This is a genomic window from Nonomuraea sp. NPDC049714 (genome assembly GCF_044465295.1).
Classification (GTDB): Bacteria; Actinomycetota; Actinomycetes; order Streptosporangiales; family Streptosporangiaceae; genus Nonomuraea.
In genome coordinates, this window is sequence record NZ_JBITLM010000001.1 from 1308190 (window position 1) to 1331918 (window position 23729).

General features: G+C 71.8%; 26 protein-coding genes. 11 read left to right on the plus strand and 15 right to left on the minus strand.

Annotated features, from left to right (window positions below):
- Positions 1–199 precede the first annotated feature (199 nt).
- From ACIBQX_RS06270 to ACIBQX_RS06280, 3 genes are read left to right on the plus strand one after another with little or no spacing between them, the layout of a single operon-like run.
- Positions 200–1333, plus strand: a complete 1134-nt coding sequence (locus ACIBQX_RS06270; protein ID WP_397001186.1) for a cysteine desulfurase family protein — start codon at positions 200–202, stop codon at positions 1331–1333.
- Entirely contained in the window at positions 1330–1575 is a 246-nt protein-coding gene (locus tag ACIBQX_RS06275; protein ID WP_397001188.1) for a sulfurtransferase TusA family protein, read from the plus strand. Before ACIBQX_RS06270 ends, ACIBQX_RS06275 begins: the two co-directional genes overlap by 4 nt.
- A 49-nt stretch (positions 1576–1624) precedes the next feature.
- Positions 1625–2056, plus strand: a complete 432-nt coding sequence (locus ACIBQX_RS06280) for a CBS domain-containing protein (protein WP_397001190.1) — start codon at positions 1625–1627, stop codon at positions 2054–2056.
- A 33-nt stretch (positions 2057–2089) separates the two neighbouring features.
- Here ACIBQX_RS06280 and ACIBQX_RS06285 read toward each other — a convergent pair whose 3' ends face one another.
- Together ACIBQX_RS06285 and erpA are read right to left on the minus strand one after the other, a co-directional pair.
- Positions 2090–3076, minus strand: a complete 987-nt coding sequence (locus tag ACIBQX_RS06285; protein WP_397001192.1) for a carbohydrate kinase family protein — start codon at positions 3074–3076, stop codon at positions 2090–2092.
- Positions 3077–3202: 126 nt separating this feature from the next.
- On the minus strand, positions 3203–3556 hold the full coding sequence (gene erpA / locus ACIBQX_RS06290) for an iron-sulfur cluster insertion protein ErpA (RefSeq protein ID WP_397001194.1): 354 nt from the start codon (positions 3554–3556) through the stop codon (positions 3203–3205).
- A 162-nt stretch (positions 3557–3718) separates the two neighbouring features.
- Here erpA and nadA point away from each other — a divergent pair, with 162 nt between their 5' ends.
- Positions 3719–4870, plus strand: a complete 1152-nt coding sequence (nadA, locus tag ACIBQX_RS06295) for a quinolinate synthase NadA (protein ID WP_397001196.1) — start codon at positions 3719–3721, stop codon at positions 4868–4870.
- Between the two features lie 4 nt (positions 4871–4874).
- Here the strand turns inward: nadA and ACIBQX_RS06300 are convergent, their stop codons facing one another.
- From ACIBQX_RS06300 to ACIBQX_RS06330, 7 genes are all read right to left on the minus strand, one after another.
- Positions 4875–5525 carry an SIMPL domain-containing protein gene (locus tag ACIBQX_RS06300; RefSeq protein WP_397001198.1) on the minus strand — a complete coding sequence of 217 codons (651 nt, stop codon included), beginning with the start codon at positions 5523–5525 and terminating at the stop codon, positions 4875–4877.
- Between the two features lie 58 nt (positions 5526–5583).
- Entirely contained in the window at positions 5584–8013 is a 2430-nt protein-coding gene (locus ACIBQX_RS06305; protein WP_397001200.1) for a protein kinase, read from the minus strand.
- Positions 8014–8085: 72 nt separating this feature from the next.
- Entirely contained in the window at positions 8086–9441 is a 1356-nt protein-coding gene (locus ACIBQX_RS06310) for an alpha/beta fold hydrolase (protein WP_397001202.1), read from the minus strand.
- A 25-nt stretch (positions 9442–9466) separates the two neighbouring features.
- Entirely contained in the window at positions 9467–10024 is a 558-nt protein-coding gene (locus ACIBQX_RS06315; RefSeq protein ID WP_397001204.1) for a hypothetical protein, read from the minus strand.
- A gap of 5 nt (positions 10025–10029) precedes the next feature.
- On the minus strand, positions 10030–10929 hold the full coding sequence (gene htpX / locus ACIBQX_RS06320; protein ID WP_397001206.1) for a zinc metalloprotease HtpX: 900 nt from the start codon (positions 10927–10929) through the stop codon (positions 10030–10032).
- A gap of 4 nt (positions 10930–10933) precedes the next feature.
- A complete protein-coding gene (locus tag ACIBQX_RS06325) occupies positions 10934–11212 on the minus strand; it encodes a hypothetical protein (protein WP_397001208.1) in 279 nt (92 codons plus the stop codon).
- Entirely contained in the window at positions 11209–12021 is an 813-nt protein-coding gene (locus ACIBQX_RS06330; protein WP_397001210.1) for a PspA/IM30 family protein, read from the minus strand. The genes ACIBQX_RS06325 and ACIBQX_RS06330 overlap by 4 nt, the downstream gene beginning before the upstream one ends.
- A 153-nt stretch (positions 12022–12174) precedes the next feature.
- Between ACIBQX_RS06330 and ACIBQX_RS06335 the strand changes: the two genes are divergently transcribed.
- Positions 12175–12759 carry a DUF3043 domain-containing protein gene (locus ACIBQX_RS06335; protein ID WP_397001212.1) on the plus strand — a complete coding sequence of 195 codons (585 nt, stop codon included), beginning with the start codon at positions 12175–12177 and terminating at the stop codon, positions 12757–12759.
- Positions 12760–13000: 241 nt separating this feature from the next.
- Here ACIBQX_RS06335 and ACIBQX_RS06340 read toward each other — a convergent pair whose 3' ends face one another.
- Positions 13001–13312 carry a hypothetical protein gene (locus tag ACIBQX_RS06340; protein WP_397001214.1) on the minus strand — a complete coding sequence of 104 codons (312 nt, stop codon included), beginning with the start codon at positions 13310–13312 and terminating at the stop codon, positions 13001–13003.
- 91 nt (positions 13313–13403) lie between these two features.
- On the opposite strand from ACIBQX_RS06340, the gene ACIBQX_RS06345 reads away from it, so the two are divergent.
- On the plus strand, positions 13404–14405 hold the full coding sequence (locus ACIBQX_RS06345) for an aldo/keto reductase family protein (protein WP_397001216.1): 1002 nt from the start codon (positions 13404–13406) through the stop codon (positions 14403–14405).
- Between the two features lie 62 nt (positions 14406–14467).
- On the opposite strand, the gene ACIBQX_RS06350 is transcribed toward ACIBQX_RS06345, so the two are convergent.
- Complete coding sequence (locus ACIBQX_RS06350) at positions 14468–14674, minus strand: hypothetical protein (RefSeq protein ID WP_397001218.1); 207 nt, start codon at positions 14672–14674, stop codon at positions 14468–14470.
- Between the two features lie 163 nt (positions 14675–14837).
- Here ACIBQX_RS06350 and ACIBQX_RS06355 point away from each other — a divergent pair, with 163 nt between their 5' ends.
- The gene (locus ACIBQX_RS06355) at positions 14838–15842 is read left to right on the plus strand and encodes a bifunctional adenosylcobinamide kinase/adenosylcobinamide-phosphate guanylyltransferase (RefSeq protein ID WP_397001220.1); all 1005 of its coding nucleotides are present in this window, start codon (positions 14838–14840) and stop codon (positions 15840–15842) included.
- 103 nt (positions 15843–15945) lie between these two features.
- Here the strand turns inward: ACIBQX_RS06355 and ACIBQX_RS06360 are convergent, their stop codons facing one another.
- Positions 15946–16746, minus strand: a complete 801-nt coding sequence (locus ACIBQX_RS06360) for an ABC transporter ATP-binding protein (protein ID WP_397001222.1) — start codon at positions 16744–16746, stop codon at positions 15946–15948.
- 85 nt (positions 16747–16831) lie between these two features.
- Here ACIBQX_RS06360 and ACIBQX_RS06365 point away from each other — a divergent pair, with 85 nt between their 5' ends.
- Both ACIBQX_RS06365 and ACIBQX_RS06370 read left to right on the plus strand, forming a co-directional pair.
- Positions 16832–17533 (plus strand): aminoglycoside 3'-phosphotransferase, encoded by a 702-nt coding sequence (locus ACIBQX_RS06365; protein WP_397001224.1) that lies wholly within the window; start codon positions 16832–16834, stop codon positions 17531–17533.
- 172 nt (positions 17534–17705) lie between these two features.
- Positions 17706–18470 carry an adenosylcobinamide-GDP ribazoletransferase gene (locus tag ACIBQX_RS06370; protein ID WP_397001556.1) on the plus strand — a complete coding sequence of 255 codons (765 nt, stop codon included), beginning with the start codon at positions 17706–17708 and terminating at the stop codon, positions 18468–18470.
- 22 nt (positions 18471–18492) lie between these two features.
- On the opposite strand, the gene ACIBQX_RS06375 is transcribed toward ACIBQX_RS06370, so the two are convergent.
- From ACIBQX_RS06375 to ACIBQX_RS06385, 3 genes are read right to left on the minus strand one after another with little or no spacing between them, the layout of a single operon-like run.
- Entirely contained in the window at positions 18493–19377 is an 885-nt protein-coding gene (locus tag ACIBQX_RS06375) for a lysostaphin resistance A-like protein (protein ID WP_397001226.1), read from the minus strand.
- Positions 19374–20363 carry a hypothetical protein gene (locus tag ACIBQX_RS06380; RefSeq protein WP_397001228.1) on the minus strand — a complete coding sequence of 330 codons (990 nt, stop codon included), beginning with the start codon at positions 20361–20363 and terminating at the stop codon, positions 19374–19376. The genes ACIBQX_RS06375 and ACIBQX_RS06380 overlap by 4 nt, the downstream gene beginning before the upstream one ends.
- Positions 20360–20707 carry a GntR family transcriptional regulator gene (locus tag ACIBQX_RS06385; RefSeq protein ID WP_397001230.1) on the minus strand — a complete coding sequence of 116 codons (348 nt, stop codon included), beginning with the start codon at positions 20705–20707 and terminating at the stop codon, positions 20360–20362. Before ACIBQX_RS06385 ends, ACIBQX_RS06380 begins: the two co-directional genes overlap by 4 nt.
- Before the next feature lie 105 nt (positions 20708–20812).
- Here ACIBQX_RS06385 and ACIBQX_RS06390 point away from each other — a divergent pair, with 105 nt between their 5' ends.
- Positions 20813–22294 (plus strand): leucyl aminopeptidase, encoded by a 1482-nt coding sequence (locus tag ACIBQX_RS06390; RefSeq protein WP_397001232.1) that lies wholly within the window; start codon positions 20813–20815, stop codon positions 22292–22294.
- 51 nt (positions 22295–22345) lie between these two features.
- Entirely contained in the window at positions 22346–23710 is a 1365-nt protein-coding gene (gene lpdA / locus ACIBQX_RS06395; RefSeq protein ID WP_397001234.1) for a dihydrolipoyl dehydrogenase, read from the plus strand.
- Positions 23711–23729: the final 19 nt, after the last annotated feature.

Below are 23729 nucleotides of genomic sequence, written 5' to 3' on the forward strand. Positions count from 1 at the left end.
CTGCGACGGGCCAACGAACGCCGCGTCGAACGGCGGGTCGGACTCACGGATCGCCTACCCCACAGATGAAGCCCAGGAGTCTTCTCCTGAGCGCTCGTATTTCAAGATGGACAGCTGATTGCAGACACATTAGCGCGCAACGCCCTTGCCCTCCCGCGCGCCCCCTCAGTGGCGCGCCGCGGGTGGGACGATAGGTCTCGTGGCGTACTTTGACGCGGCCTCCACCGAGCCGCTGCACCCCCAGGCACGCGAGGCGCTCCTGGCGGCGATCGACGTCGGCTGGGCCGATCCCGCGAGACTCTACAACCAGGCCCGCCGTGCTCACCTGCTGCTGGAGCAGGCCCGCACGGAGGTCGCCGAGGCGCTCGGCGCCCGGCCTGACGAGGTGTCGTTCACCTCCTCGGGCACGCAAGCGGTGCATCTCGGCGTGCTCGGCACCCTACAGGGCAGACGGCGCGTGGGCCGTCATCTGGTCACCAGCGCGGTCGAGCATTCCAGCGTCCTGCACGCCGCCGCCCTGCACGAGCGCGACGGCGGCTCGGCCGAGACCGTGGGCGTCGACCTGCTGGGGCGGGTGGATCCGGCCGCCTTCGCCGAGGTCGTCTCCCGGCCCGGCACTGCTCTGGCCTGCCTGCAGACGGCCAACCACGAGGTCGGCACCCTCCAGCCGGTGGCCGAGGTCGCCGCGGCCTGCCGCCGCGCCGGCGTCCCGCTGCTGGTCGACGCGGCGCAGACGGCGGGCCGGATGCCGGTGCCCGCGGGCTGGTCGGTGCTCACCGCCAGCGCGCACAAGTGGGGCGGCCCGCCGGGCGTGGGCGTGCTCGCCGTGCGCAAGGGCACCAGGTTCCGCTCGTTCCTGCCGGAGGACGAGCGCGAGCGCCGGCGAGTGCCGGGCTTCGAGAACGTGCCGGGCATCGTCGCCGCCGCCGCGGCCCTGCGGGCGATGACGGCGGAGGCGGCTCAGGAACGCTCCAGGCTCTCCGCCCTCGTCGACAGGATCCGGGAGACCGTGCCCAAGGTCGTCCCCGACGTCGAGGTGATCGGGGATCCCGTCGAGCGAGCCCCGCACATCGTGACGTTCTCCTGCCTGTACGTCGACGGCGAGGCGCTGCTCACCGAGCTCGACAAAGCGGGATTCGCGGTCTCGTCCGGAAGCTCGTGCACCGCTAGTACGCTTCGACCATCGCACGTCCTGGAAGCGATGGGCGTGCTCACACATGGCAATGTCCGGGTGTCACTGCCCAGGGGCGCTTCCGCGGCCGAGGTCGACAGATTCCTCGCCGTGCTGCCCGAGCTGGTGCGCCGAATCCGCCAGGACGCAGGAGTCACATGACAGAGACCACGCAGCCGGCACTGACCGTCGACGCGCTCGGCAAGAAGTGCCCCATCCCGATCATCATGCTCGCCGAGCGGATCAACCACGTCCCGCTCAACGCCGTGGTGTCCGTCCTGGCCGACGATCCCGCGGCCGTCACCGACGTGCCCGCGTGGTGCCGGCTGAAGTCGCACCGGCACGTCGGCTCGTACGAACTCCCCCAGGGAGGCTGGGCGATTCACGTACGGCGCAACTACTGACCCGCTGACTGGGTAGGCCCCCGGAGACCACCGCTTTCCAGGGGGACACATGACACACGAACACCCGCACGAGACCGCCCGCGACCTGATGAGTCCGGGGGCGGAGTGCATCCAGGCCCACGAGACGCTGGACCGGGCCGCGCAGATGATGCGCGACAGCGGCGTGGGGGCGCTGCCGGTGTGCCACGACGACCGCGTGACGGGCATCATCACCGACCGGGACATCGTGATCAAGTGCGTGGCCGGGGGCAAGGACCCCGCGCGGGTGCGCGCCGGCGACCTGGCGACGGGGCTGGTGTGGGTACGCGCCGACGCCACGGTCAAGGAGGCGCTCTCGCGCATGGAGCAGCACCAGATCAAGCGGCTGCCGGTGCTGGAGGACGAGCACGTCGTGGGCATGATCAGCGAGGCGGACCTGGCCAGGCACCTGCCGGACGACCAGCTGGCCGAGTTCGTGCACCGGGTCTACGCCGGCCCGTGACCCCGCCGTGGCGGGGGCACGGGGGTGCGCCGGTCAGGGGTGGTAGCAGCGGACGTGGTCGGCGATCTGCGCGGCGGCCTCTTTCCCGTAGGCGGCGCTGAAGCGCTCCATGAAGGCCCGCTGGCCGAGCTCGTACTCCTGGCCGCCGACGCGCTCGAGCACGTGCGTGGCGGTCAGGTTGCCGATCTGGCCGCACCGCTCCAGCGGCATGTCCCAGGCCAGACCGGCCAGGAAGCCGGCCCGGAAGGCGTCGCCGACGCCGGTCGGGTCGGCCTTGCCGTTCTCGGGGGCGGGGGCCACGTGGATGGACGGCTCGCCCTGGCGGTCGATGACGGCGCCCTTGGGGCCGAGCGTGGTGACCCGGACGCCGACCCGGCTCAGCACCTCCTCGTCGGACCAGCCGGTCTTCTGCTCGATGAGGCCCTTCTCGTAGTCGTTGGAGAACAGGTAGGCGGCCCCGTCGACGAGCTGGCGGATCTGCTCGTCCCCCATCCGCGCGAGCTGCTGGGAGATGTCGGCGGCGAACGGGATGCCGCGGTGACGGCACTCGTCGGTGTGCCGGAGCATGCCGTCGGGGTCGTTGGGGCCGATCAGCACCAGGTCGAGACCGCCCGCCCGGTCGGCGACCGGCTGCAGCTCGATCAGCCGCGCCTCGGCCATCGCGCCGGTGTAGAAGGAGGCGATCTGGTTGTGGTGCTCGTCCGTGGTGCACAGGAAACGGGCGGTGTGCTGGGTCTCGGAGACGTGCACCGAGTCACAGTCGACGCCGTGCCTCTCCAGCCAGGAGCGGTAGTCGGCGAAGTCGTTGCCGACCGCCCCCACCAGAAGCGGCTTCAGCCCCAGGCAGGCCATGCCGAAGGCGATGTTGGCCGCGCAACCTCCGCGACGGATCTGCAGGTCGTCGACCAGGAACGAGAGCGACACCCGGTCCAGTTGCTCGGCGATCAGCTGGTCGCCGAAACTGCCGGGAAAGGTCATCAGGTGGTCTGTCGCGATGGAGCCGGTGACGGCGATGCGCACGGGATTCTTCTTCCTCGTTGTCAGCAAGCCAATGAGCCCCAAGAGAATACGCGAAGGTCCCGCCCGCACAAAGGCGGAACGGGACCTGCGAGGCAACCGCTGGCCGGGCGACCCCGGCGACTCCGACTAGTTGAAGGAGTCGCCACAGGCGCACGAGCCGGTGGCGTTCGGGTTGTCGATGGTGAAGCCCTGCTTCTCGATCGTGTCGACGAAGTCGATCGAGGCGCCCATCAGGTAGGGGGCGCTCATCCTGTCGGTGACCACGCCCACGCCGTCGAAGTCCGTCACCACGTCACCGTCCATCGAACGGTCGTCGAAGAAGAGCTGGTAACGCAGCCCGGAACAGCCGCCAGGCTGCACGGCCACCCGCAGCTGCAGGCCTTCCTCGCCCTGCTGCTCGAGCAGGCTCTTGACCTTCGCGGCGGCCGCTTCGGTCAGGATCAGGCCCTGCGTCGTGGTCTCGCTGCTCTCAACCGTCATCTGCTGACTCCCTAACCCGGCTGTCTGTTTCCGACGTCCTGCTATGACGCTACCAACACCCGGCCGGTGCTACACATTCCTCCCTCCCCCACCCCCGGAATAAAACCCTGGGGCCATATGTCATCATGAGTATCGTCAGTTAGACGATAAGGGGGTACGGCCATGGCTACCCAGACTGGGCTGCCGCTCTTCGTCCTCGGCCAGGGCGCCGATCCGCACAGCGAGAAAGGCGTGGACTGTCCCGGCGAGCTGCCACCCGCCTCCGACCCGGACCTGGTGGACCGGGCGCGCAGGGCCAAGCAGGCGCTCGGCGACCGGCTGTTCGTGCTGGGCCACCACTACCAGCGCGACGAGGTCATCCAGTTCGCCGACGTGACCGGCGACTCCTTCAAGCTCGCCCAGCAGGCCGCCGCCAGGCCGGAGGCCGAGTACATCGTCTTCTGCGGCGTGCACTTCATGGCCGAGTCGGCCGACATCCTGACCACGCCCGCGCAGAAGGTCATCCTCCCGGACCTGGCCGCGGGCTGCTCGATGGCCGACATGGCCACCTTCGACCAGGTCGAGGAGTGCTGGGAGGCCCTGGAGGACGCGGGCCTGGCCGACCAGGTGATCCCGGTCACATACATGAACTCCAGCGCCGACATCAAGGCCTTCTGCGGCCGGAACGCCGGCGTGGTGTGCACCTCCTCCAACGCCAAGCGCGCCCTGGACTGGGCCTTCGAGCAGGGCCAGAAGGTGCTCTTCCTGCCGGACCAGCACCTGGGCCGCAACACCGCGGTGCTGGACATGGGCATGTCGCTCGACGACTGCGTGGTGTGGAACCCGCACCGCCCCAACGGCGGGCTCACCCAGGAGCAGCTGGAGCGGGCGCGGGTGATCCTGTGGAAGGGCCACTGCTCGGTGCACGGCCGCTTCACCCCCGAGTCCGTGGACGACGTACGCAGCCGTATCCCCGGCGTCAACGTGCTGGTGCACCCCGAGTGCCGGCACGAGGTGGTGCTGAAGGCCGACCACGTGGGCTCCACCGAGCACATCATCAAGACGCTCCAGGCGGCGCCCGCGGGCTCCAGCTGGGCCATCGGCACCGAGCTGAACCTGGTCAAGCGGCTCGCCCAGATGTTCCCCGACAAGAACGTCTCGTTCCTGGACAAGACCGTCTGCTACTGCTCGACCATGAACCGCATCGACCTGCCGCACCTGGTGTGGGCGCTGGAGTCGCTGGCGCTGGGCGAGGTGGTCAACCAGATCACGGTCGACGACGACACCGCCCACTGGGCCAAGGTCGCCCTGGACCGGATGCTCGCCCTCGCCTGATCCCTCAACCGAACCGGTAGCCGACCCGGACGACGACCGTCAGCGTCTGTCGTCCGGGGCTGACCGAGCCCGTGTCCTCCATCGCGGCGGCCACCCGGAGCGGCTGCGGCCCCTGCTCGACCTCCTCGCTCACCGAGACGACGCCGCCGAGCTCCCGCCCGGCCAGCTCGGCGTACTGGGCGGCCTTGGCGGCGGCGTCGGCGAACGCCCGGTCCCTGGCCCGCCTGAGCACCGCGGCCGGGTCGGACACCTCGAACGCCACCCCGTTCAGCCTGGCCTCCTCGCCCACCCCGGCGACCACGTCGATGACCTGGTCGGCCCGCGCCAGGTCGCGGATCACGGCCTCGACGCCCTGGGCCGCGCGGTAGGCGGACACCTTCGGGTAGGCCTCGTACTCGGGGCCGAGCGACAGCTCGGTGGTGCGCAGGTCCTCGCCCGCGATCCCGGCCCCGCGCAACGCCTCGGCCAGCCGGGCGGCGGCGGCCCTGACCTCGGCGAACGCCTCGGCGGCCGACCGCCTGCGCACCTCGACGCCCGCGTGCAGCCGCATGACGTCCGGCGGGGCCGCGACCGCGCCCTCGCCGACGACGGTGATGTCCGTGCTGCCAGTGCTGCCAGTGCTGCCAGTGCTGCCAGTGCTGCCGGTGCTCTCCACGCCGACTCCTTCGCTGGGCCCTTGGCGGTGCCTGTCCCGATCGGGTGCCTGTCCCGATCTAAGGCGTACCTCTGCTGAACCGGAATGCCATCTTGTCGAACTCCGCCCGCTTCGGCGCGGTCGCCAGCACGCGGACGACCTTGCCGGTCAGGTCGATCACGACCGCCTCCCGGCCGGTGCCCTTGGCCCGCCAGACGGCCAGGTGCTCCTCGTCCCACCAGCCGATCAGCCGGTCGCTGGCGAACGGCACGGCCCTGGACTCGGAGTCGTCACCCGAGGTGGACCGCAGGCAGATCGTCGTGCGCGTCGTGGTGCAGTGGGCGAGGAACCGGCTGCCGGACGGGGAGACGTCGTCGCCCTCCACCCACACCGGACTGCCCACGTTCGACAGCGTACGCAGTTCCTTGCCGTTCAGGTCGTAGAACTTCATCTTGCCCCCGACCCAGGTGCCGACCGCCTGGCCGTCGGCGTCCCAGAAGAAGCGCCACTCACCCGCGCCCTTCTCCTTGACCCGGTAGGTGCGCGCGGTGCCCGCCTCCACGTCGACGATGCCGAAGCCGTACTCGACGCTCTCGCCCTCGCCTTCGGGGGAGGTGTACAGGGTGACGAGGGCCAGCTCGCCGTCGGGCGACCAGCGCGGTGTGGTGGGGAAGACCGGGGAGGCGCTGACCTTGATGGCGCGCTTGGTGCCGGCCCGGTGGTCGATGACCGACAGCAGGGCGTGCTTGTCCGTGCTGTAGTCCACGTCCGTGCCGAGCGCCTGGGTGCCGTCGTCGTTCAGCGCGTACTCGAAGTAGCGGGTCTCGGCCGTGAAGACGTCCGTGCCCGGCCGCCTGACGTAGAGGCTCTTTCCGCTGTTCATGCTGTACGAGGCCAGCTTGAGCGGGTCGGAGTCCCGTTCCTCGAACCGCACCGCGCTGCCCCGCAGCCTGATCGTGGTGGTGGTCGACGCGGGAGTCGGGGTCGGGGTGGGCGTGGGGCTCGGCGTCGGGGAGGTGGACGAGGACGTGACGGTGGGGGTCGGCGTCGGGGTGGACCCCGAACTGGCGATGATCCGCGTCGTGACGAACGCGCCGGCGACCACCAGCACCAGCACGCCGGCCACGGCGACGGCGGCGATCCACCCGGCGGCGGCCCTGCGTTCCGGCCGGGGCCGCTGGTATAACGGGCGGGCGTGCGCGGGCGGCGGCGGGCCGTGCCCCTGCCACCCGCCAGGACCGGCGGCGGCCGCGCTGCCCTGCTGCAGCAGTCCAGCAGGGGTCCCCGTGCCGGGTGCCCCACCCGCCTGGTCGGACCCCCACTGAGTGAACAGCGCCCCGCCACCGGGCACCGTGCCACCCCCACCGGGTACGTTGCCGCCTCCACCGGGCGCCACCCCGCCCCACGGCGATGCGTCCTCTCCATGGCCCGACGAGACCGCTCCCGGACCGGACGCCGGCCCTCCCGACGGGTGCCCCATCCTCACCGGACCGGACGCCCCTCCCGGACCGTGCCCCATCCCCACCGGACCCGGCGCACCCCCGGATGCGTGCCCACCCCCCACAGGGCCGGACGCGCCCGCGGCCTCGGCCGGGGCTGGGGCGCCGGGCGGGGCTGGGGCGCCGGGCGGGGCTGGGGCGCCGGTGTTCGGGCCGGGCAAAGGGACGCCCGGTCCGGGGGTGAAGCCGTCCTGTACGGGCGCGTGGCCGAGCAGGCGCATCAGGGCCTGGCTCGCCGACGGCCGCCGGGCGGGGTCCTTGTACAGGCAGTCCGCCACCAGCGAGCGCAGCCCCAGGTCCTCGACCACCCTGACGTCCGCCTCGCCGTGCAGGATCCGGTTGATCACCGCCGGCAGGCTGTCCTGTCCGAACGGGGTCTGCCCGGAGGCGGCGAACAGCAGCGTGCAGGCCCAGGCGAACATGTCCGACGCCGGGCCGGGGCTCGCCTCGGTGAGCTGCTCGGGCGCCATGAACGAGGGGGTGCCGATCGCGCTGGCGGTCAGCGTGGAGGTCAGGTCGAGCGCTCTGGCGATGCCGAAGTCGATGACCCTCGGCCCGTCGGAGGCGAGCAGCACGTTGGACGGCTTGAAGTCGCGGTGCACGATGCCGGCCTGGTGGATGGCGACCAGCGCGGTGACCGTGCCGATGGCCAGCCGATGCAGCGACGTGCCCGAGCGCGGCCCCTGCGTCCTGACCACGTCGGTGAGGGTGGGCCCGTCGATGTACTCGCTGATGATGTACGGCCGGCCGTTGAACAGCCCGGTCTCGACGACCTGGGCGGTGCAGAACGGCGCGACCCGCCTGGCCAGCTCCACTTCGCGGACGAACCGGACCGACGCCTCGTGGTCACCCGCGAGGTCGGCGCGCAGCAGCTTCACCGCCACCCTGTGCCCGTTCGGGGCCGAGGCGAGGTAGACGGTGCCTTGCCCGCCCTCCCCCAGGCGATCGGTCAGGGTGTAGGCCCCCACCGAGGCTGGGTCCCCTGGACGCAGGGGCGCGAGGTCCGGCATGTACATCCCCCATATTTCGCTGCTTTTCCCGACATTCTGGTGGCTGGCGCGGGTTCGCGTCATGTCTTCGGCCTACACCGCGTCGGCGATGGCGTCGGCGACGTGAAGCCGTGCCTGGAAGCGCGAGGCGGGCAGCGGAACGAGCCTGGCGTTGAGCTCCTCGGCCAGCCTCTTGAGGCAGCCGCGCCGTACATTCGTGCACAGCACGGTCACCGGCACGTCGGGAAAGGCGTGCTCGGTCCTGATCCGGCGCAGGTCGGCGGCCATGCCGGGGCGCGCCAGCCACTCCCCCACGGTGGCGGCCAGGACGCGGCCCTTGCGGTAGAGACCGTGGGTGTCGGCACGGCCGCAGAGCAGCCGGTGCAGGGGCGGCCCGGCGATCCGGGCCAGCGCCGTCGCCCCCCACGTACCGCCCAGGGCGGGCAGCCACCCGCCGAACGCGCCGCGGAACGACGTGCCGTCGCGCCCACGCCGGATGTCGCAACTCGGGTCCACGAGCACGAGCGCGGACACGCGCAGCGGATGCAGCCGGGCGAACGCCTCGGCGTGCCAGGCGGCCATCGCGTGCGCGATGACGGTGACCCGCTCGGGATGGGCGGGGGCCAGCGCGGCGAGCCTGGCCACCTCGCCGTGCAGGGTGGGCGGAACGGGCGAGGCGGGGCTGAGCCCGAGCCCCGGCCGGTCGAACCTGATCACCCGGTGCCCGCTCGCCAGCTCCGCCGCGACGCCGTCCCAGTGGCACCAGGCCGCGGCGGCGCCCGCGGCGATCAGCACGGCGGGGCCCTCTCCCTCCCGCACCACGTGCAGCGGGCCGGGCACCAGCGTGGGAGCGTCGCGGACCAGCAGTCGGAGCGCCACGTACACCAGCCACACAGCGATCAGCGTCACCTGCAGGCGCTGCGCCAGCCCGGCCAGCTGACCGGCGGCCACGGCGGCGACGGACAGGACGGTGAGCAGCCCGGTGAGTCCCGTGACCAGCCAGGCCACCCGTGTCCGCCAGCGTCCGCCCAGCAGCACCATGGCGGTCAGCACGGCGGCGACGGCCAGCACGCCGGTCACGATGTGGACGTGGTGCGACAGCGACACCGGCCCCAGCGCGCAGGCCGGGGCGCTCAGCGCCGCGCAGTCCAGCGGGAACGTGCCGCCGGCGACGGTGAGCAGGCCGAAGGCCGCCAGCGCCAGCCAGCCCGGCCATTCGCGCTCGATCCTGGGCACCATCGCCACCCCGGCCAGGCACGCCAGGCCGGACAGCACGTCGCTGGCCCTGAACAGACGCGTCCATGGCTGATCACGCGCCGCCAGCTCGCCGACGTATCCGTGCGCCCTGTCGACCGCCGGCGTGGTGAACTGGCCGGTGATCCACGCGCAGTACAGCACGGCCGACGCGATGAACGCGGAAGCCGCGAGCACGTACAATCTTCGCTCCACGTGATGATTACATCACCGTGGGTCATCAGAGTCCCGGAGCGCCCCAGACGGGGAACCAGCGGCTGAGGTCCTCCTCCAGCGGAAGCTCGTCCGCCAGCGCTCCCCGGGCCTGCAGTTCCAGGGCGTTGTCGCGCATCTGCCCGGACAGCGGGGCGAACGGGTAGAACGTGCCCCGCTTGTAGAGGTAGACGATGGCCAGCCGCCTGCCGTCGGCGTCGGCGAACGACACCATCGAGCACAGCAGCGACGGCCCGAACCCGGCCCCCTCCAGCGAGGAGTTGACCGCGTGCAGCTCCGTGACCAGGTCCGAGACCTGGTCGGGGGCACGCCGCACCTCCAGCCAGGTGTAGCCGTAGCTGTCGGTGAACTCCTCCACGCGGCCGCCGAGCAACTGTTTCACGTCGCTCTCCAGCGTGGCGAAGGCGCCGCCCTCGGCCGCCCTGAAGGCCACCGAGCCGTTGCCGGTGGCCTGGAGCCCGGTGGCCGCCTGCAGCTTCACCGCCGCGGACGGCAGCGCGAACAGCGCGTCGAGGTCGGGCGGAACCGGTTTGGAGCGGCCGAGGATGGCATCGAGCCAGCCCATGGTGGTCAGCCCCTTCCGAGTTGGTGTGAGATCTGCGTGAGCTGCTCCAGGCGCCGGTCGAGCGGCGGATGCGTGGCGAACAGGTTCGCCAGCGTCTCGCCCTTGGCCAGTGCCGGGGCGAAATAGAAGGCGTTGAAGGGCTCGGCCTCACGCAGGTCGCGGGTCGGGATCCTGGCCATCTCGCCGGAGATCTTGACCAGTGCGCTGGCCAGGGCGGAGGGCCGCTGGGTGAGCAGTGCGCCGGCCCGGTCCGCGGCCAGCTCCCGATAGCGCGACAGGGCCCGGGTGAGCAGGAAGCTGATCGCGTACACCAGCACCGAGACCAGCATGACGATCACGCCGATCGGCAGCCCGCCCTGGCCGTTGGAGCGGCGGCCGCCGAGGCCGGTGTAGAGGGCCACCCTGGTCATCAGGCCGGCGACGATGCCGAGGAACGACGCGATCGTCATCACGGCCACGTCGCGGTGCGCGACGTGCGACAGCTCGTGAGCGAGCACGCCCTCGAGCTCGTGCGGCTCCAGGCGGCGCATGAGGCCGGTCGTGACGCAGACGACGGCCTTCTTCTGGTTGCGGCCGGTGGCGAAGGCGTTGGGGACGTCGGACCGCGCGATCGCCACCCGCGGCTTGGGCATGTCGGCCAGCGCGCTCAGCCGATCGATCAGGCCGTGCAGCTCGGGGGCCTCCTGCGGCGACACCTCCCGGCCGCCCATCGCGTACAGGGCGATGCGGTCGGACAGGAAGTACTGCGCGAGCAGCAGGACCCCCGCGATCAGCAGCACGGCCACCGCCCGGACGCCCAGGGCGACGAGAGCTCCGACGAACACGACGTACAGCAGTCCGAGCAGGAACATCGTCACGACCATGCGACGGGTCAGACCCCGGTCGGCCGCGAAGCGCGAGCGCACGGGCTCAGCCCGGGATCAGGCCCTGGTCGCCCAGCATCTCCCGGACCTCCTGTATCGAGGCGTCCGCGGGGGGAAGGATCAGCTCTGACGGCTCAAGGCTGTCGTCCGGCAGGGACTTGCCCACGTGGCGAACCTTGTCGAGCAGCGCGTGCAGCTTGACCCGGAAGGCCTTCTCGTCGTCGGACTCGATCGCCGCCTCAAGCTCGGTGTCGAGCTCGTTGAGGACGGAGATGTCGTTGGGCGAGATCTCCACCTGGCCTTCGCCCATGATGCGTATGATCACGCGCCCTCCCCTGGCTGGCGCAGCTGCTGCGTCTGCTGGTTGGGCTGGGCCTGCTGCTGAGGCTGCTGCTGGGGCTGCCCCTGCTCGATGGCGCTCTTGGGCGCGGGGCCCTGGCCGAGCTCGGACTTCATCCGGGCCAGCTCCAGCTCGACGTCCATGCCGCCGCCCATGCGGTCGAGCTCGGCCTGGATGTCGTCGGTGCGGCTGCCGCTGTAGTCGTCGAGCGCGCCGCTGGCGAGCAGCTCGTCGATGGCGCCGGCGCGGGCCTGCATGTTGGCCGTCTTGTCCTCGGCGCGCTGGATCGCCAGGCCGACGTCGCCCATCTCCTCGGAGATGCCGGAGAAGGCCTCGTTGATGCGCGTCTGCGCCTCGGCCGCGGTGTAGGTGGCCTTGATCGTCTCCTTCTTGGTCCTGAAGGAGTCCACCTTGGCCTGCAACCGCTGGGAAGCCGTGGTGAGCTTCTCCTCCTCGGCCTGCAGGTTGTCGTGCTGCACCCTCAGGTCGGCGATCTGCGTCTGCAGGTTGGAGCGACGCTGGAGCGCCTCGCGCGCGAGGTCCTCACGGCCGACGGACAGCGCCTTGCGGCCCTGCTCCTCGTAGCGCTTGCCCTGCTGCTCAAGACCGTTGATCTGCAGCTCTACACGTTTGCGAGAGGTGGCGACGTCCGCCACTCCACGACGCACCTTCTGCAGCAGCTCAAGCTGCCGCTGGTAGGAGTAGTCGAGGGTCTCGCGTGGATCCTCCATTTTGTCCAGGGCCTTGTTGGCCTTGGACTTGAAGATCATTGAAAGTCTCTTCATCACGCTCATGCGCGTCGGCCGTCCCCTTCTTAGGTCGTGCTGTGTTTCACCCAGTGCAGCCCAGCCGCCTTGGGATTACCCTACGCATAACGCACGTGGGCGTCACTAAGTTGCACTACAGGTAGGGTTGACGTCGTGTTGCGACGCCGTTCCCAAACCTCCGTGGACGACACCCCCGTCCCCATTGACGATCCTAAGCCCCAGGGTAAGGGTCGTCCCACTCCCAAGCGCAGAGACGCCGAGAGCAGGCGGCGCCAGCCCGTCAGCGCTCCCAAGGACCGCAAAGAGGCCTATCGCTCGATGCGCGCCAAGCAGGCCGCCGAGCGGGACCGGGCCCGCAGGGGCATGCTCGCCGGTGACGAGCGGTATTTCCCCGCTCGTGACAAGGGTCCCGCGCGTAAGTTCGCCCGTGACTGGGTCGACTCCCGCCGCCTGCCGAGCCAGTACTTCCTGCCTTTCTCGCTGCTGATCCTGGTGGCCACCTGGGTTCCGTGGCCGCCGGCCATCCGCGTCCAGGTGCTCAACGGCGTGATCGTGTTCGGCTGGCCGGTCATGATGGTCGGCGTGCTGTTCACCTCCATCTACGTCTCCTGGAAGATCAAGAAGGAGGTGGCGGCGAAGATGCCGGACGAGAGCCTCAAGGGCGTCGGCTTCTACGCCGCGATGCGTGCCCTGCAGATCCGCAAGCTGCGCTTCCCGCCGCCCGCGGTGCTGCCCGGCGGCAAGCCGGTGCCGCCGAAGAAGTAGGCCGGAAGAAGTAGGCCGGGAGGCCGTCACCGGCCGGGCGACCGCCCGCCGGTGCCTTCCACCTGCCCCAGCGCAGCACACCCGAGCTCGACGGCGGACTCATCCGCCGTCGAGCTCTTCGTCATGCTTCGGTCCCCATGGTGGTCGCCGAAGGAGTATCCGGACCACCGGATCGGTTCCCTTCAGGGAAGGCGGAAGGCCCGGCGCCGACGCTCGTGGGCGCGGCTCACCTGGGATGCGCTCAGCGGCCCGGCTCGTCGGCGTAGCGGATCTCCAGCGTGCGCTCTCCGGTGCGGGCGACGTCCTGGACCGGAGCGTCCAGGATCGTCATCGGGGTTCTGACGGACTGGCCGGGCCAGAGCCCGGCCCCGAGGAAGGCCAGCGCCGCCAAGACGGCCACCGTGCCGGCCACGAGCACCCCGCGCTGGCCCAGCCGCGGCGGTGGCGGCGCGGGAGCGGGCCGGGCGCCGGTCAGGCGCGCGCGACGGCGCAGGCGTACGGCGATCGCCAGCAGAACGGCGGCGGTGAGCCCCATCCGGACGAGATTCGGCACGGGCCGACCCTATCGCTCGCCCTATACGGATGATCTCCCGGTGAAGAACCCCGGTCTCCGGAAGACCACAAGGGCCTCTAAGGTCGGATGTATGGAATTCCGTCACCTCGGCCGCAGCGGTCTCATGGTCAGCGAGATCAGCTACGGCAACTGGCTCACTCACGGCTCCCAGGTCGAGGAGGACGCCGCCAAGCAGTGCGTGCGGGCGGCTCTCGACGAGGGCATCACCACCTTCGACACCGCCGATGTCTACGCGGGCACCAAGGCGGAAGAGGTGCTCGGCCGGGCGCTCCAGGGCGTCCGCCGGGAGTCGCTGGAGATCTTCACCAAGGTCTACTGGCCGACCGGCGATGGCCCCAACGACCGCGGCCTGTCGCGCAAGCACATCACCGAGTCCATCAACGGCTCCCTGCGCCGCCTGCGGACCGACTACGTCGACCTCTACCAGGCCCACCGCTACGACAACGAGACGCCGCTGGAGGAGACGCTCAAGACCTTCGACGACCTCGTCCGCCAGGGCAAGGTGCTGTACGTCGGCGTGAGCGAGTGGACGGCCGGTCAGATCGCCCAGGCACTGAAGATCGCCGACGAGATGGGCTTCGACCGCATCGTGTCCAACCAGCCGCAGTACTCGATGCTGTGGCGGGTCATCGAGGGCGAGGTCGTGCCGCTGAGCGAGCGTGAGGGCCTCGGCCAGCTCGTCTTCTCCCCGATCGCGCAGGGAGTGCTCACCGGCAAGTACCTGCCCGGCCAGGCCCCGCCCCAGGGCTCCCGGGCGACCGACGCGGCCGGCGGCGCCGACATGATCGCCCGTTTCATGACCGACGAGGTGCTGTCCCGGGTGCAGCAGCTCAAGCCCATCGCGGCCGACCTCGGCCTGTCGATGGCGCAGCTCGCCGTCGCCTGGGTGCTGCAGAACCCGAACGTCTCCAGCGCCATCGTCGGCGCCTCCAGGCCCGAGCAGGTGCACGACAACGTCAAGGCGGCGGGCGTCAAGCTCGACGCCGAGGTGATGCGCCGCATCGACGAGGCGATCGCCCCGATCGTGGAGCGCGACCCCGCCAAGACCGTGAGCCCGGCCAGGCGCGCCTGACCTTCCCCTTGCGGCAGAGAACCCCTTGAGCCACAACGGCGCTCAAGGGGTTCTCGCACATTTCACTCCTGCCGCAATGACAATCCCGTGTATTCGACCCGCTCCTCATCGAGCAGCGCCACCCGTTCAACACCGGATTCGAGCAGCTCACGCCAGTTTTCGCCGATCCAGGACTCCGCGTCGGCCTGGCTCGGGAAAACCTCTCGCGGCAAAGGCGGATCCGTCACCTCACCACCATTTGCATTCTCATAACGCCACCGCCATGTCATGCCATACGCTCCTTTTCCGCGGGCTCACCGGCGCACCCTTTCGGGCCCCTGGAACCGTTCACCATGCCCAAGGATCTCAGTGATTCGCCCCGTGCGGGCGAAGGTCCCGCTCCACCGCCCCCGCCGCACCGCCGCGGCCGGCATTGTTTGTACGCTCGGCGCGGTGAAAGTGCTTCTCACCGGTACGGCAGGCGGCATGGGCTGGCCCGAGCCGGGGTGCCCCTGTGCCTCCTGCGCCGTCCGCGACGGCGAAGGACCGTGGCGGCGGCCTTTCGGAGCGGTCGTCGACGACACGGTGCCGTTCCCGGCCGGCGACCTGCCGGAAGGCTACGCGCCCCATGCCGGCGGCTTGGGGCTGACGACCCCCGACGGGTCCAGGCTGCTGTACGCGCCCGCGGGGCCGGAGCCGCCGGCGGACGGCCCGGCCTACGACGTGGTGCTGATCGACCTGCTGGAGCGGCCCGAGCGGCTCGGGTCGCTGCGGCGGGCGGGGCTGGTGAACGGGCGCACCCACCTGGTCGCCGTGGGCCTGGACCACCGGATCAGGTCCGAGAAGGAGCTGGCGAGACGGCTGCGGATGTGGGGCGCGGGGGCCGTACCGGACGGGACCTCGCTCGACACGGGTCGCCCGCCACCGCCCCCCGCCGCGCAACCGCGGCGGGCGCTGCTGCTCGGCGGGTCCCGCTCCGGCAAGTCCGCCGAGGCCGAGCTGCGCCTGGCGGCCGAGCCGTACGTCACCTACGTCGCCACCGGGCCCGGCGGCGACGGGGACGCGGAGTGGGCGGCGCGGGTGCGCGCCCACCGGGAGCGCAGGCCCGCGCACTGGGCGACGGCGGAGACCACCGACCTGGCCGAGACGATCCGCAGCGCCACGACGCCGCTGCTGATCGACGGCCTCGGCACCTGGCTGGCGGCGGTGTTCGACGAGCACGGCGCGTGGGAAGGCGACCGCGCCCCCGTCGACAGGCGCTGCGACGCGCTCGTCCAGGCGTGGCGCAGCGCGCCGGGGCGCGTCGTGGCCGTCTCCGACGAGGCCGGCATGGGCGTGGTGCCGGCGACGGCCGCCGGACGGCTGTTCAGGGACGCCCTCGGCAGGCTGAACGAGCGTCTCGCCGCCGAATCGGAGTATGTGGCCCTCGTGGTCGCCGGCCGCCCCACGCGCCTCTGAGCGTACGTCTCAGCCCCGCCACACCCGCCGACCGGCCACGCGGGACCGGCGAGGTCCGTCAGCGCGCCGCCCGCCCGGCCGGCGGGAGAACGGGCTCAGCGGATCAGGGGCGGGCGGCGCGGGCGTACCAGCGGCCTTCCACGCGGTCGACGCGGAGCGGGAGGCCGAAGCACTCGGACAGGTTGTCGGGGGTGAGCACCTCGGCCACCGGACCGGCGGCGAGCACGCGGGCGTCGCCCATGAGCATCGCGTGCGTGGTGGTCGCGGGCACCTCCTCCAGGTGGTGCGTCACCGTCACCGTGGTGAGCACGGGCCTGGTCTCGGCCAGGTTCTCGACGGCGGAGATGAGGTCCTCGCGGGCCGGCAGGTCGAGTCCGGCGAACGGCTCGTCCAGCAGCAGCACGGCCGGGTCCGCCATGAGCGCCCTGGCCACCCTGATCCTGGCCCGCTCGCCCTGGGAACACACCCGGAAGGGCCGCTCGGCCAGATCCTTGCAGCCGAGGTCGGCGAGCAGGCGCAGCGCCCGCTCCCGCTCGGTCTCCCCGTACTTCTCCCAGATCGGGGCACTCGTCGCGGTGTGCCCGGTGAGCACCACGGTGTGCGCGCTCGCCCCCTCCTCCTCCAGCAGCTCCTCGTCGATCAGGCGCTGGCTGGACGCGACCAGGCCGATGTGCCGCCGCAGCTCACGCAGATCGACCCGGCCGAGTCGGTGGCCCAGCACGGTCACCGCACCCACGGTGGGGTGACGCACCGCGGCGGCCAGCGACAGCAGCGTCGTCTTGCCCGCGCCGTTCGGACCGAGAACGGCCCAGTGGTCGCCGTAGCCCACCCGCCAGTCGATCCCGTCCAGCAGCGTCTTGCCGACGACCCGGACCCCTACGCCTTCGAGTTCAAGCACGTGCATCCGGCCACCCTAGCGAGTCCGGGCGGGTGCATCCGGCCACCAGGGCAGGCCCGTAGGATCGACCGTTATGCAGCTTCCTGGGCGCTTGTTCGATCTGTTCGGTGAGCATGCCGTCTGGTCGGACGACCACGAGGGCATGAGCGGCGAGACCCTGCGGGTCACCAGCCACACGGGGGCCTTCTACCTCAAGCGGGGCCCGGTGGCGGTGGCCGAGCACGAGCGGCTGCTGTGGCTCAAGCGCTGGCTGAGCGTGCCCGACATCGTGGCGTTCGAGGGCGACACGCTGGTGCTGGCCGACGCGGGCTGGCGCAGCCTCGAACGCAGGACGCCGACCGACGCCGGGACCGTCATGGGCACCGTGCTGCGCGCGCTGCACGACGTGCCCGCGGCGGAGTGCCCGTTCGACGAGCGGCTGGACGTCAAGCTGGCCAGGGCCGCCGGGCGGGTCCGCGACGGGCTGGTGGACACCGCCGGTTTCGACGACGAGCACACCGAGCTCACCCCGGAGGCGATCCACCGGCGGCTGGTCGCCGAGCGGCCCGTCACCGAGGACCTGGTCGTCACGCACGGCGACTTCACCCCCGCCAACGTGCTCGCCTCCCCCGCCGGTGAGCCCGTCCTCCTGGACGTGGGCGCACTGGGCGTGGCCGACCGCTACGTGGACCTGGCCGTGGCACTGCGCGAGCTGCCGGGCCCCGCCGCCGACGGCTTCCTGACCGCGTACGGCCTGGCCGAGGCCGACCAGCGGAAGCTGGACTACTACCGGCTGCTGGACGAACTCTTCTGATGCGCCCGCACCACCCCACGTCCGGCCCGGCGCGCGTTCCCTTCCCCGGGCCGCTTGCCGCTGCCGTACGCGCCGCGTCGACGCGCTCGCGACGTTCGCTCCCTGGAAGGTCTCTGTCCGGTGGCCGAGCCGTTCCGGTGTGGGGGCGGCGTCCGGCGTGCGCGGCGCGCTGATGGACGGGGTGCGGTTGGCGGTCGGCACGCTGAGCGTGTGGCCGGTCCGGGTGGAGCGGGTGGATCGCCGGGTCGCGGGGCGGGCCATGGCGGTGGCGCCCGTGGTGGGGCTGGTGCTCGGCGCGGTGGCGGCGCTCGCGCTGCTGCTGCCCGGCCCGCCGCTGCTGGGCGCCGCCCTGGCCCTCGGCCTGCTGGCCGTGCTCACACGGGGGCTGCACCTGGACGGCCTGGCGGACCTCGCCGACGGCCTGGGCAGCGGCAAGCCCGCCCCCCAGGCGCTCGACATCATGAAAAAGTCGGACATCGGGCCGTTCGGCGTGATGACCCTGGTGTTCACGCTCCTCGTCCAGGCCGCCGCCGTGTCCGAGACGGGCCCCGCCGCACTGGTGACGGCGTGCGTGACCGGCCGCCTGTCCCTCGTGTGGGCCTGCCGGCACGGAGTCCCCGCCGCCCGCGACGAGGGCCTGGGCGCGATGGTCGCGGGGACGGTACGGACGCACGTGGCCTGGCTGGTCACCCTGGCCGCCCTGCTGGGCAGCCTGGCCCTGGGCCTGACGACCTGGCCCGGCTCCCTCACCGCCCCGGGCCCGCCCGAGCCCCTGGTTCTGACGCCGGCCGTGGCCCTGCTGGCCGGGCTCGGCGCGGCCCTGCTGCTGCTCCGCCACGCCCGGCGGCGGCTCGGCGGGATCACCGGCGACGTCCTGGGCGCGCTGGTGGAGACGGCCACGGCCACCACGCTGGTGGTCTGGGCCGTGCTCGGCTGACGGTGCGAAGGCGCGGGCCCCCTCAGGAGGCCGGTTGCGGAGTCCGTACCGGGAAGATCTTCAGCAGCAGCGCGCCGCACGCCGCGAGCAGGACCCAGCCGACCACGCCGCTCAGCCCCGCCACCACCAGGTCGGGTGGCGCCGCGGCGTCGCCGAGCAGCAGGGTGAGGGGGGCGACGGCGTTGAGGGAGGCGTGTGCCACGACCGCCGGCCACACGCTGCCCGAGCGCAGCCGCAGCCAGCCGAACACCACGCCGGCCAGGACGCAGAAGCCGGTGAAGTAGAGGGCGGCCCACGGCCCGAGGCTGGGGTAGTTGTAGCCGAGCAACGTCAGAGGAGCGTGCCACAGGCCCCAGATCGCGCCGGAGAGCAGCAGCCCGGCCACCGTCCCGCGCGTGCCGACGAGCCTGGGCAGCAGGTAGCCGCGCCAGCCCCACTCCTCGCCCAGCGCCGGGATGGTGTTGAGCACCGGGCCGATCAGCACGGCGACGACGACCTGGGTGACGGCGATCGAGGTCAGGCTCTCCGGGACGGGCAGGCCCTGGGCGCGGAGCTGCGCCTGGAACAGGCTCAGGCCGTCGAGGTCCACCCGCAGCACCCCCACGGCGACGCTGGCCGCCACCGAGAGCGCCACCAGCAGGGGGACGCCCAGCCACGCGGCGAGCACGAGCAGTGCCGTGCGGCCCCTGCGCTCGCCGAAGGTCAGCCCGGTCTCGCGCAACCACTGGCGGACCGGCGTCCGGCTGAACGCCCACGCGGCGAGCACGCCCACGGTGGGCGTGAACATCATCAGCGCGGCCAGCACCCCCACCAGCGGTGTGCGCAGCCCGTCGCCGAGCCACAGGGGCAGCGCCACGACCCAGGACAGGCCGAAGGCGGCGACGAGGAAGGCGACCGGCGGCCTCACGCGGCGGTCCTCTCGGAGACGAGGGCGTTGATGAGGGAGGCGCCGCGCTCGGCGTCGTCGACGCTGATGGCCAGCTGCCCGCCGGAGCGGTAGCCGATGACCAGGCACTCGCCGCCGCGCAGCATGATGGTGGCGGAGCCGGGCAGCCCGCGCACACCCCAGCCGCCCACCTGACTCGGGGCTCTCTCCTCGGTCCAGGCTCTGTCTATCTTGGCGAGCCGGATCCTGCGCCTGGGCCAGCCGAGCGGGCCGAAGCCGAGCGCCACGCCGTCGTCGGCGACACGGGCGGTGAGCGACGAGACGAACAGGCCGGCCAGCAGCACCACGCCGAGGGCGGGCAGCAGGCCGGCGACCACCGGGCCGGTGGCGACACCGGTGATCTCGAATGCGCCGAGCGCGAACAGGGCGACCGCCGCCACGACCGCGACGGCCAGGGGCCAGGGGTTGCTGATCCTGCTGACCCAGACCGCGCGCTGGCCGGGCCTGAGCCTGAGCACCGGCGGCTGCCGGTCGGCGGCGTCCCGCTCGTCGGGGGCGCCTCTGCCGAGGTATCCCCCGAGTGCCCCCACTGCCGTCGGCACGCCCACCAGGGCGAGGGGCGCCCAGAGCGGCAGAACCGCTTCGGTCCAGCTCGCCACGTCGAGGTTGGCCAGCAGGGTCATGCCGCTCAGGCCGAGCGCGAAGAGGGCGCCACCGACGAGCGCCGCCCACCAGAAGGCACGGGCCGGCCTGCGGGACAGGCCGCGCACCGCCGCGGTGAACAGCGCTGCCCAGAGCACCGCCCACAACGCCACCGGCATGCCCACGAAGACCGCGAAGGACGCGGCGCCGTCAGCCGTCGAGCCCGGCCCCCAGTGCACGGCCAGCGGCTCCGGCAGCCGGTCGCGCAGCATCAGGGGCGCCGTGATCAGCGCGGCCGTGACGACCACTCCCCAAATTGCGGCGATGACGCTCGCGGGCACTCTGCCGGAATCACGGGTGGTCATGGGAGCTCCTTAAGAATCGTGATGACGTCCTCGGCGCGGTAGCCGTATCTCTTGGCCTCTTCCAGGAGCTCGCGCGCCCGCTCGCGGATCAGGGCGCGCCCGTCGGCCTGGCGCGCGACGCTGACCCCGCGCCCCCGCCTGAACTCCAGCAGGCCCTCTTCCCGCAGGTCGCGCAGGGCGCGAAGCACGGTGTTGGAGTTGATGCCGAGCGCTTCGGCGAGGTCCCTGGCCGAGGGCAGCCGGTCGCCCGGCGTGTAGGAGCCCTCGCCGATGGCGCGCCGGATCGCGCCCGCGACCTGCTCGTGCAGAGGGCGGGCGTCGTTGAGATCAAGGGTGAGCAACATGGTGCTAATGACACTAGCACCATGTCGTCATGAACGCTTGCCGATTATTGGTGGGATGAACCCCTGTTTGTGAGTACGGAGAAACCGTGGATAGCATCGGTTTACGTGACCACTGTGCGGCTGAACTCAGCAGATCCAGTCTCTCTCGACACCGATGCGCTCGTTGTCGCCTTCCGGCCGGGCGCCGGAGGCCCGAGCCCGGCCGTGAGCGCCGAAGCACTCGACGCCGCCTTCGGCGGCAAGCTCGCCACCTCGCTCACCTCCGTGGGATTCACCGGCAAGGCCGGAGAGCTGGCCAAGCTGCCGACGTTCGGCGCCGTGACCGCGCCCGTGCTGGTCGCGGTGGGCGTGGGCGAGTCGGTGGACGCCGAGGGTCTGCGCCGGGCCGCGGGCGCTGCCGTCCGCTCCCTGGCGGGCACCGCGCGCGCCGCGCTCGTGCTGCCGGCCGGTTCCGCCGAGGAGGCCGAGGCCGTGGCGCTGGGCGCGCTGCTGGGCGCCTACTCCTTCGCCCGCTACCGCACCGGTGACGACCAGAAGGCGCCGGTCGCCGAGCTCACCGTGGTCTCCGGCGCGGACGGCAGCGTGACCGACGGCGTGGCCGAGCGCGCGAGCGTGCTGGCCGAGTCCGTCACCCTGGTCCGCGACCTGGTCAACACGCCGCCGTCGGACCTGTGGCCGGCCAAGTTCGCCGAGATCGCCGAGCAGACCGGCGGCAAGGCCGGGCTGACCGTCGAGGTGCTCGACGACCAGCGGCTCAAGGAGGCCGGCTACGGCGGCATCATCGGCGTCGGCCAGGGCTCGGTCAACCCGCCGCGCCTGGTCCGCCTCTCCTACACCCACCCCGACGCCGCCAAGACGCTGGCGTTCGTGGGCAAGGGCATCACGTTCGACTCCGGCGGCCTGTCGCTCAAGCCGTCGGCGTCGATGGACTGGATGAAGTCCGACATGGGCGGCGCGGGAGCCGTTTTCGGCGCGCTCGTCGGCATCGCGCGCCTCGGCCTCCCGGTCAACGTCGTCGGCTACCTCTGCCTGGCGGAGAACCTGCCGAGCGGCACAGCCCAGCGCCCCTCCGACGTCATCCACAGCTACAGCGGCAAGACCGTCGAGGTGCTCGACACCGACGCCGAGGGCCGCCTGGTCCTCATGGACGGCATCGCCCGCGCCGCCGAGGACGGCCCCGACCTGATCGTCGACGTGGCCACCCTCACCGGCGCCCAGATCGTCGCGCTCGGCTGGCGCACGGCCGGCGTCATGGCCAACGACGACGCCGTGCGCGACCTGGTCGTCGAGGCGGCCCGCGCCGCCGGTGAGGGCGCCTGGGGCATGCCGCTGCCCGAGGAGCTGCGCAAGGGCCTCGACTCCCCGGTCGCCGACATCGCCAACCTCCAGCCGGAGCGCTGGGGCAGCATGCTGGCCGCGGGCATCTTCCTCAAGGAGTTCGTGCCCGACGGGGTCCGCTGGGCGCACATCGACATGGCCGGACCCGCCTTCAACAAGGGCGAGCCGCACGGCTACACCCCCAAGGGCGGCACCGGCGCCATCACGCGGACCCTGATCGGACTCGCCGAGCGGCACGCGAGCATCTGAAACAAATGAAAAGATGACGGCATCACGAACACCCCGACAAGGAGCCATCCTGTGGCCTACGACATCGTCGTCCTAGGTGGCGGCAGCGGCGGTTACGCCTGCGCGCTCCGGGCGGCCGAGCTCGGCAAGACGGTCGTCCTGATCGAGAAGGACAAGATCGGCGGCACCTGCCTCCACAGGGGATGCATCCCCACCAAGGCCCTGCTGCACTCCGCCGAGATCGCCGACGAGACCCGGGAGAGCGAGTCGTTCGGCGTCAAGGCGCGCTTCGAGGGCATCGACGTCCCCGGCGTCCACGCCTTCAAGGACAAGATCGTTACGCGCGCCTGGAAGGGCGTGCAGGGGCTGCTGAAGTCCGCCGGCGTGACGGTGGTCGAGGGCGAGGGCCGCCTCGCCGGCGCGGGCCGCGTCCAGGTGGGCTCCGAGGTGTACGAAGGCCGCGACGTCGTGCTGGCCACCGGTTCGGCGCCCCGGTCGCTGCCCGGCCTCGACATCGACGGCCGGCGGATCATCACCAGCGAGCACACCCTGACGATGGACCGGGTGCCGTCCTCGGTGATCGTGCTGGGCGGCGGCGTCATCGGCGTCGAGCTGGCCAGCGTCTACCGCTCCTTCGGCGCCGAGGTCACCATCGTCGAGGCGCTGCCGCACCTGCTGCCGGCCGAGGAGGAGTCCAGCTCCAAGCTGCTGGAGCGGGCCTTCCGCCGGCGCGGCATCAAGTACGAGCTCGGCGTCTTCTTCGACGGCGCCAAGACCACCGACACCGGTGTGATCGTCACCCTCGCCAACGGCAAGACGCTGGACGCCGAGCTCCTGCTGGTCGCGGTCGGCCGCGGGGCCGTCACGACGGGCCTGGGCTTCGAGGAGGCCGGCGTGGTGATCGAGCGCGGCGCGGTCAGCGTCGACGAGCACTGCCAGACGGCGGTGCCCGGCGTCTACGCGATCGGCGACGTGATCGCCACGCCGCAGCTCGCGCACGCCGGGTTCGCCGAGGGCATCATGGTGGCCGAGCACATCGCCGGCCTCAACCCGCCGCCCATCGACTACGCCGGCGTCCCGCGGATCACCTACTCCGACCCTGAGGTCGCCTCCGTCGGCATCACGTCCGCACAGGCCGCCGAGCGCGGCATCGAGATCGTCGAGCAGGTCTACGACCTCGCGGGCAACCCGAAGAGCCAGATCCTCGGCACCGCGGGCGCCGTCAAGGTGCTCGCGCGCAAGGACGGGCCGGTCGTCGGCGTCCACATGGTGGGCCGCCGGATCGGTGAGCTCGTCACCGAGGGGCAGCTCATCTACAACTGGGAGGCGCTGCCCGCAGAGGTGGCGCAGCTCATCCACGCACATCCGACCCAATCCGAGGCGGTCGGTGAGGCGATGCTGGCTCTGGCCGGCAAGCCTCTGCACGTACACAACTAGTCCAGCCCTCGAGATCAGA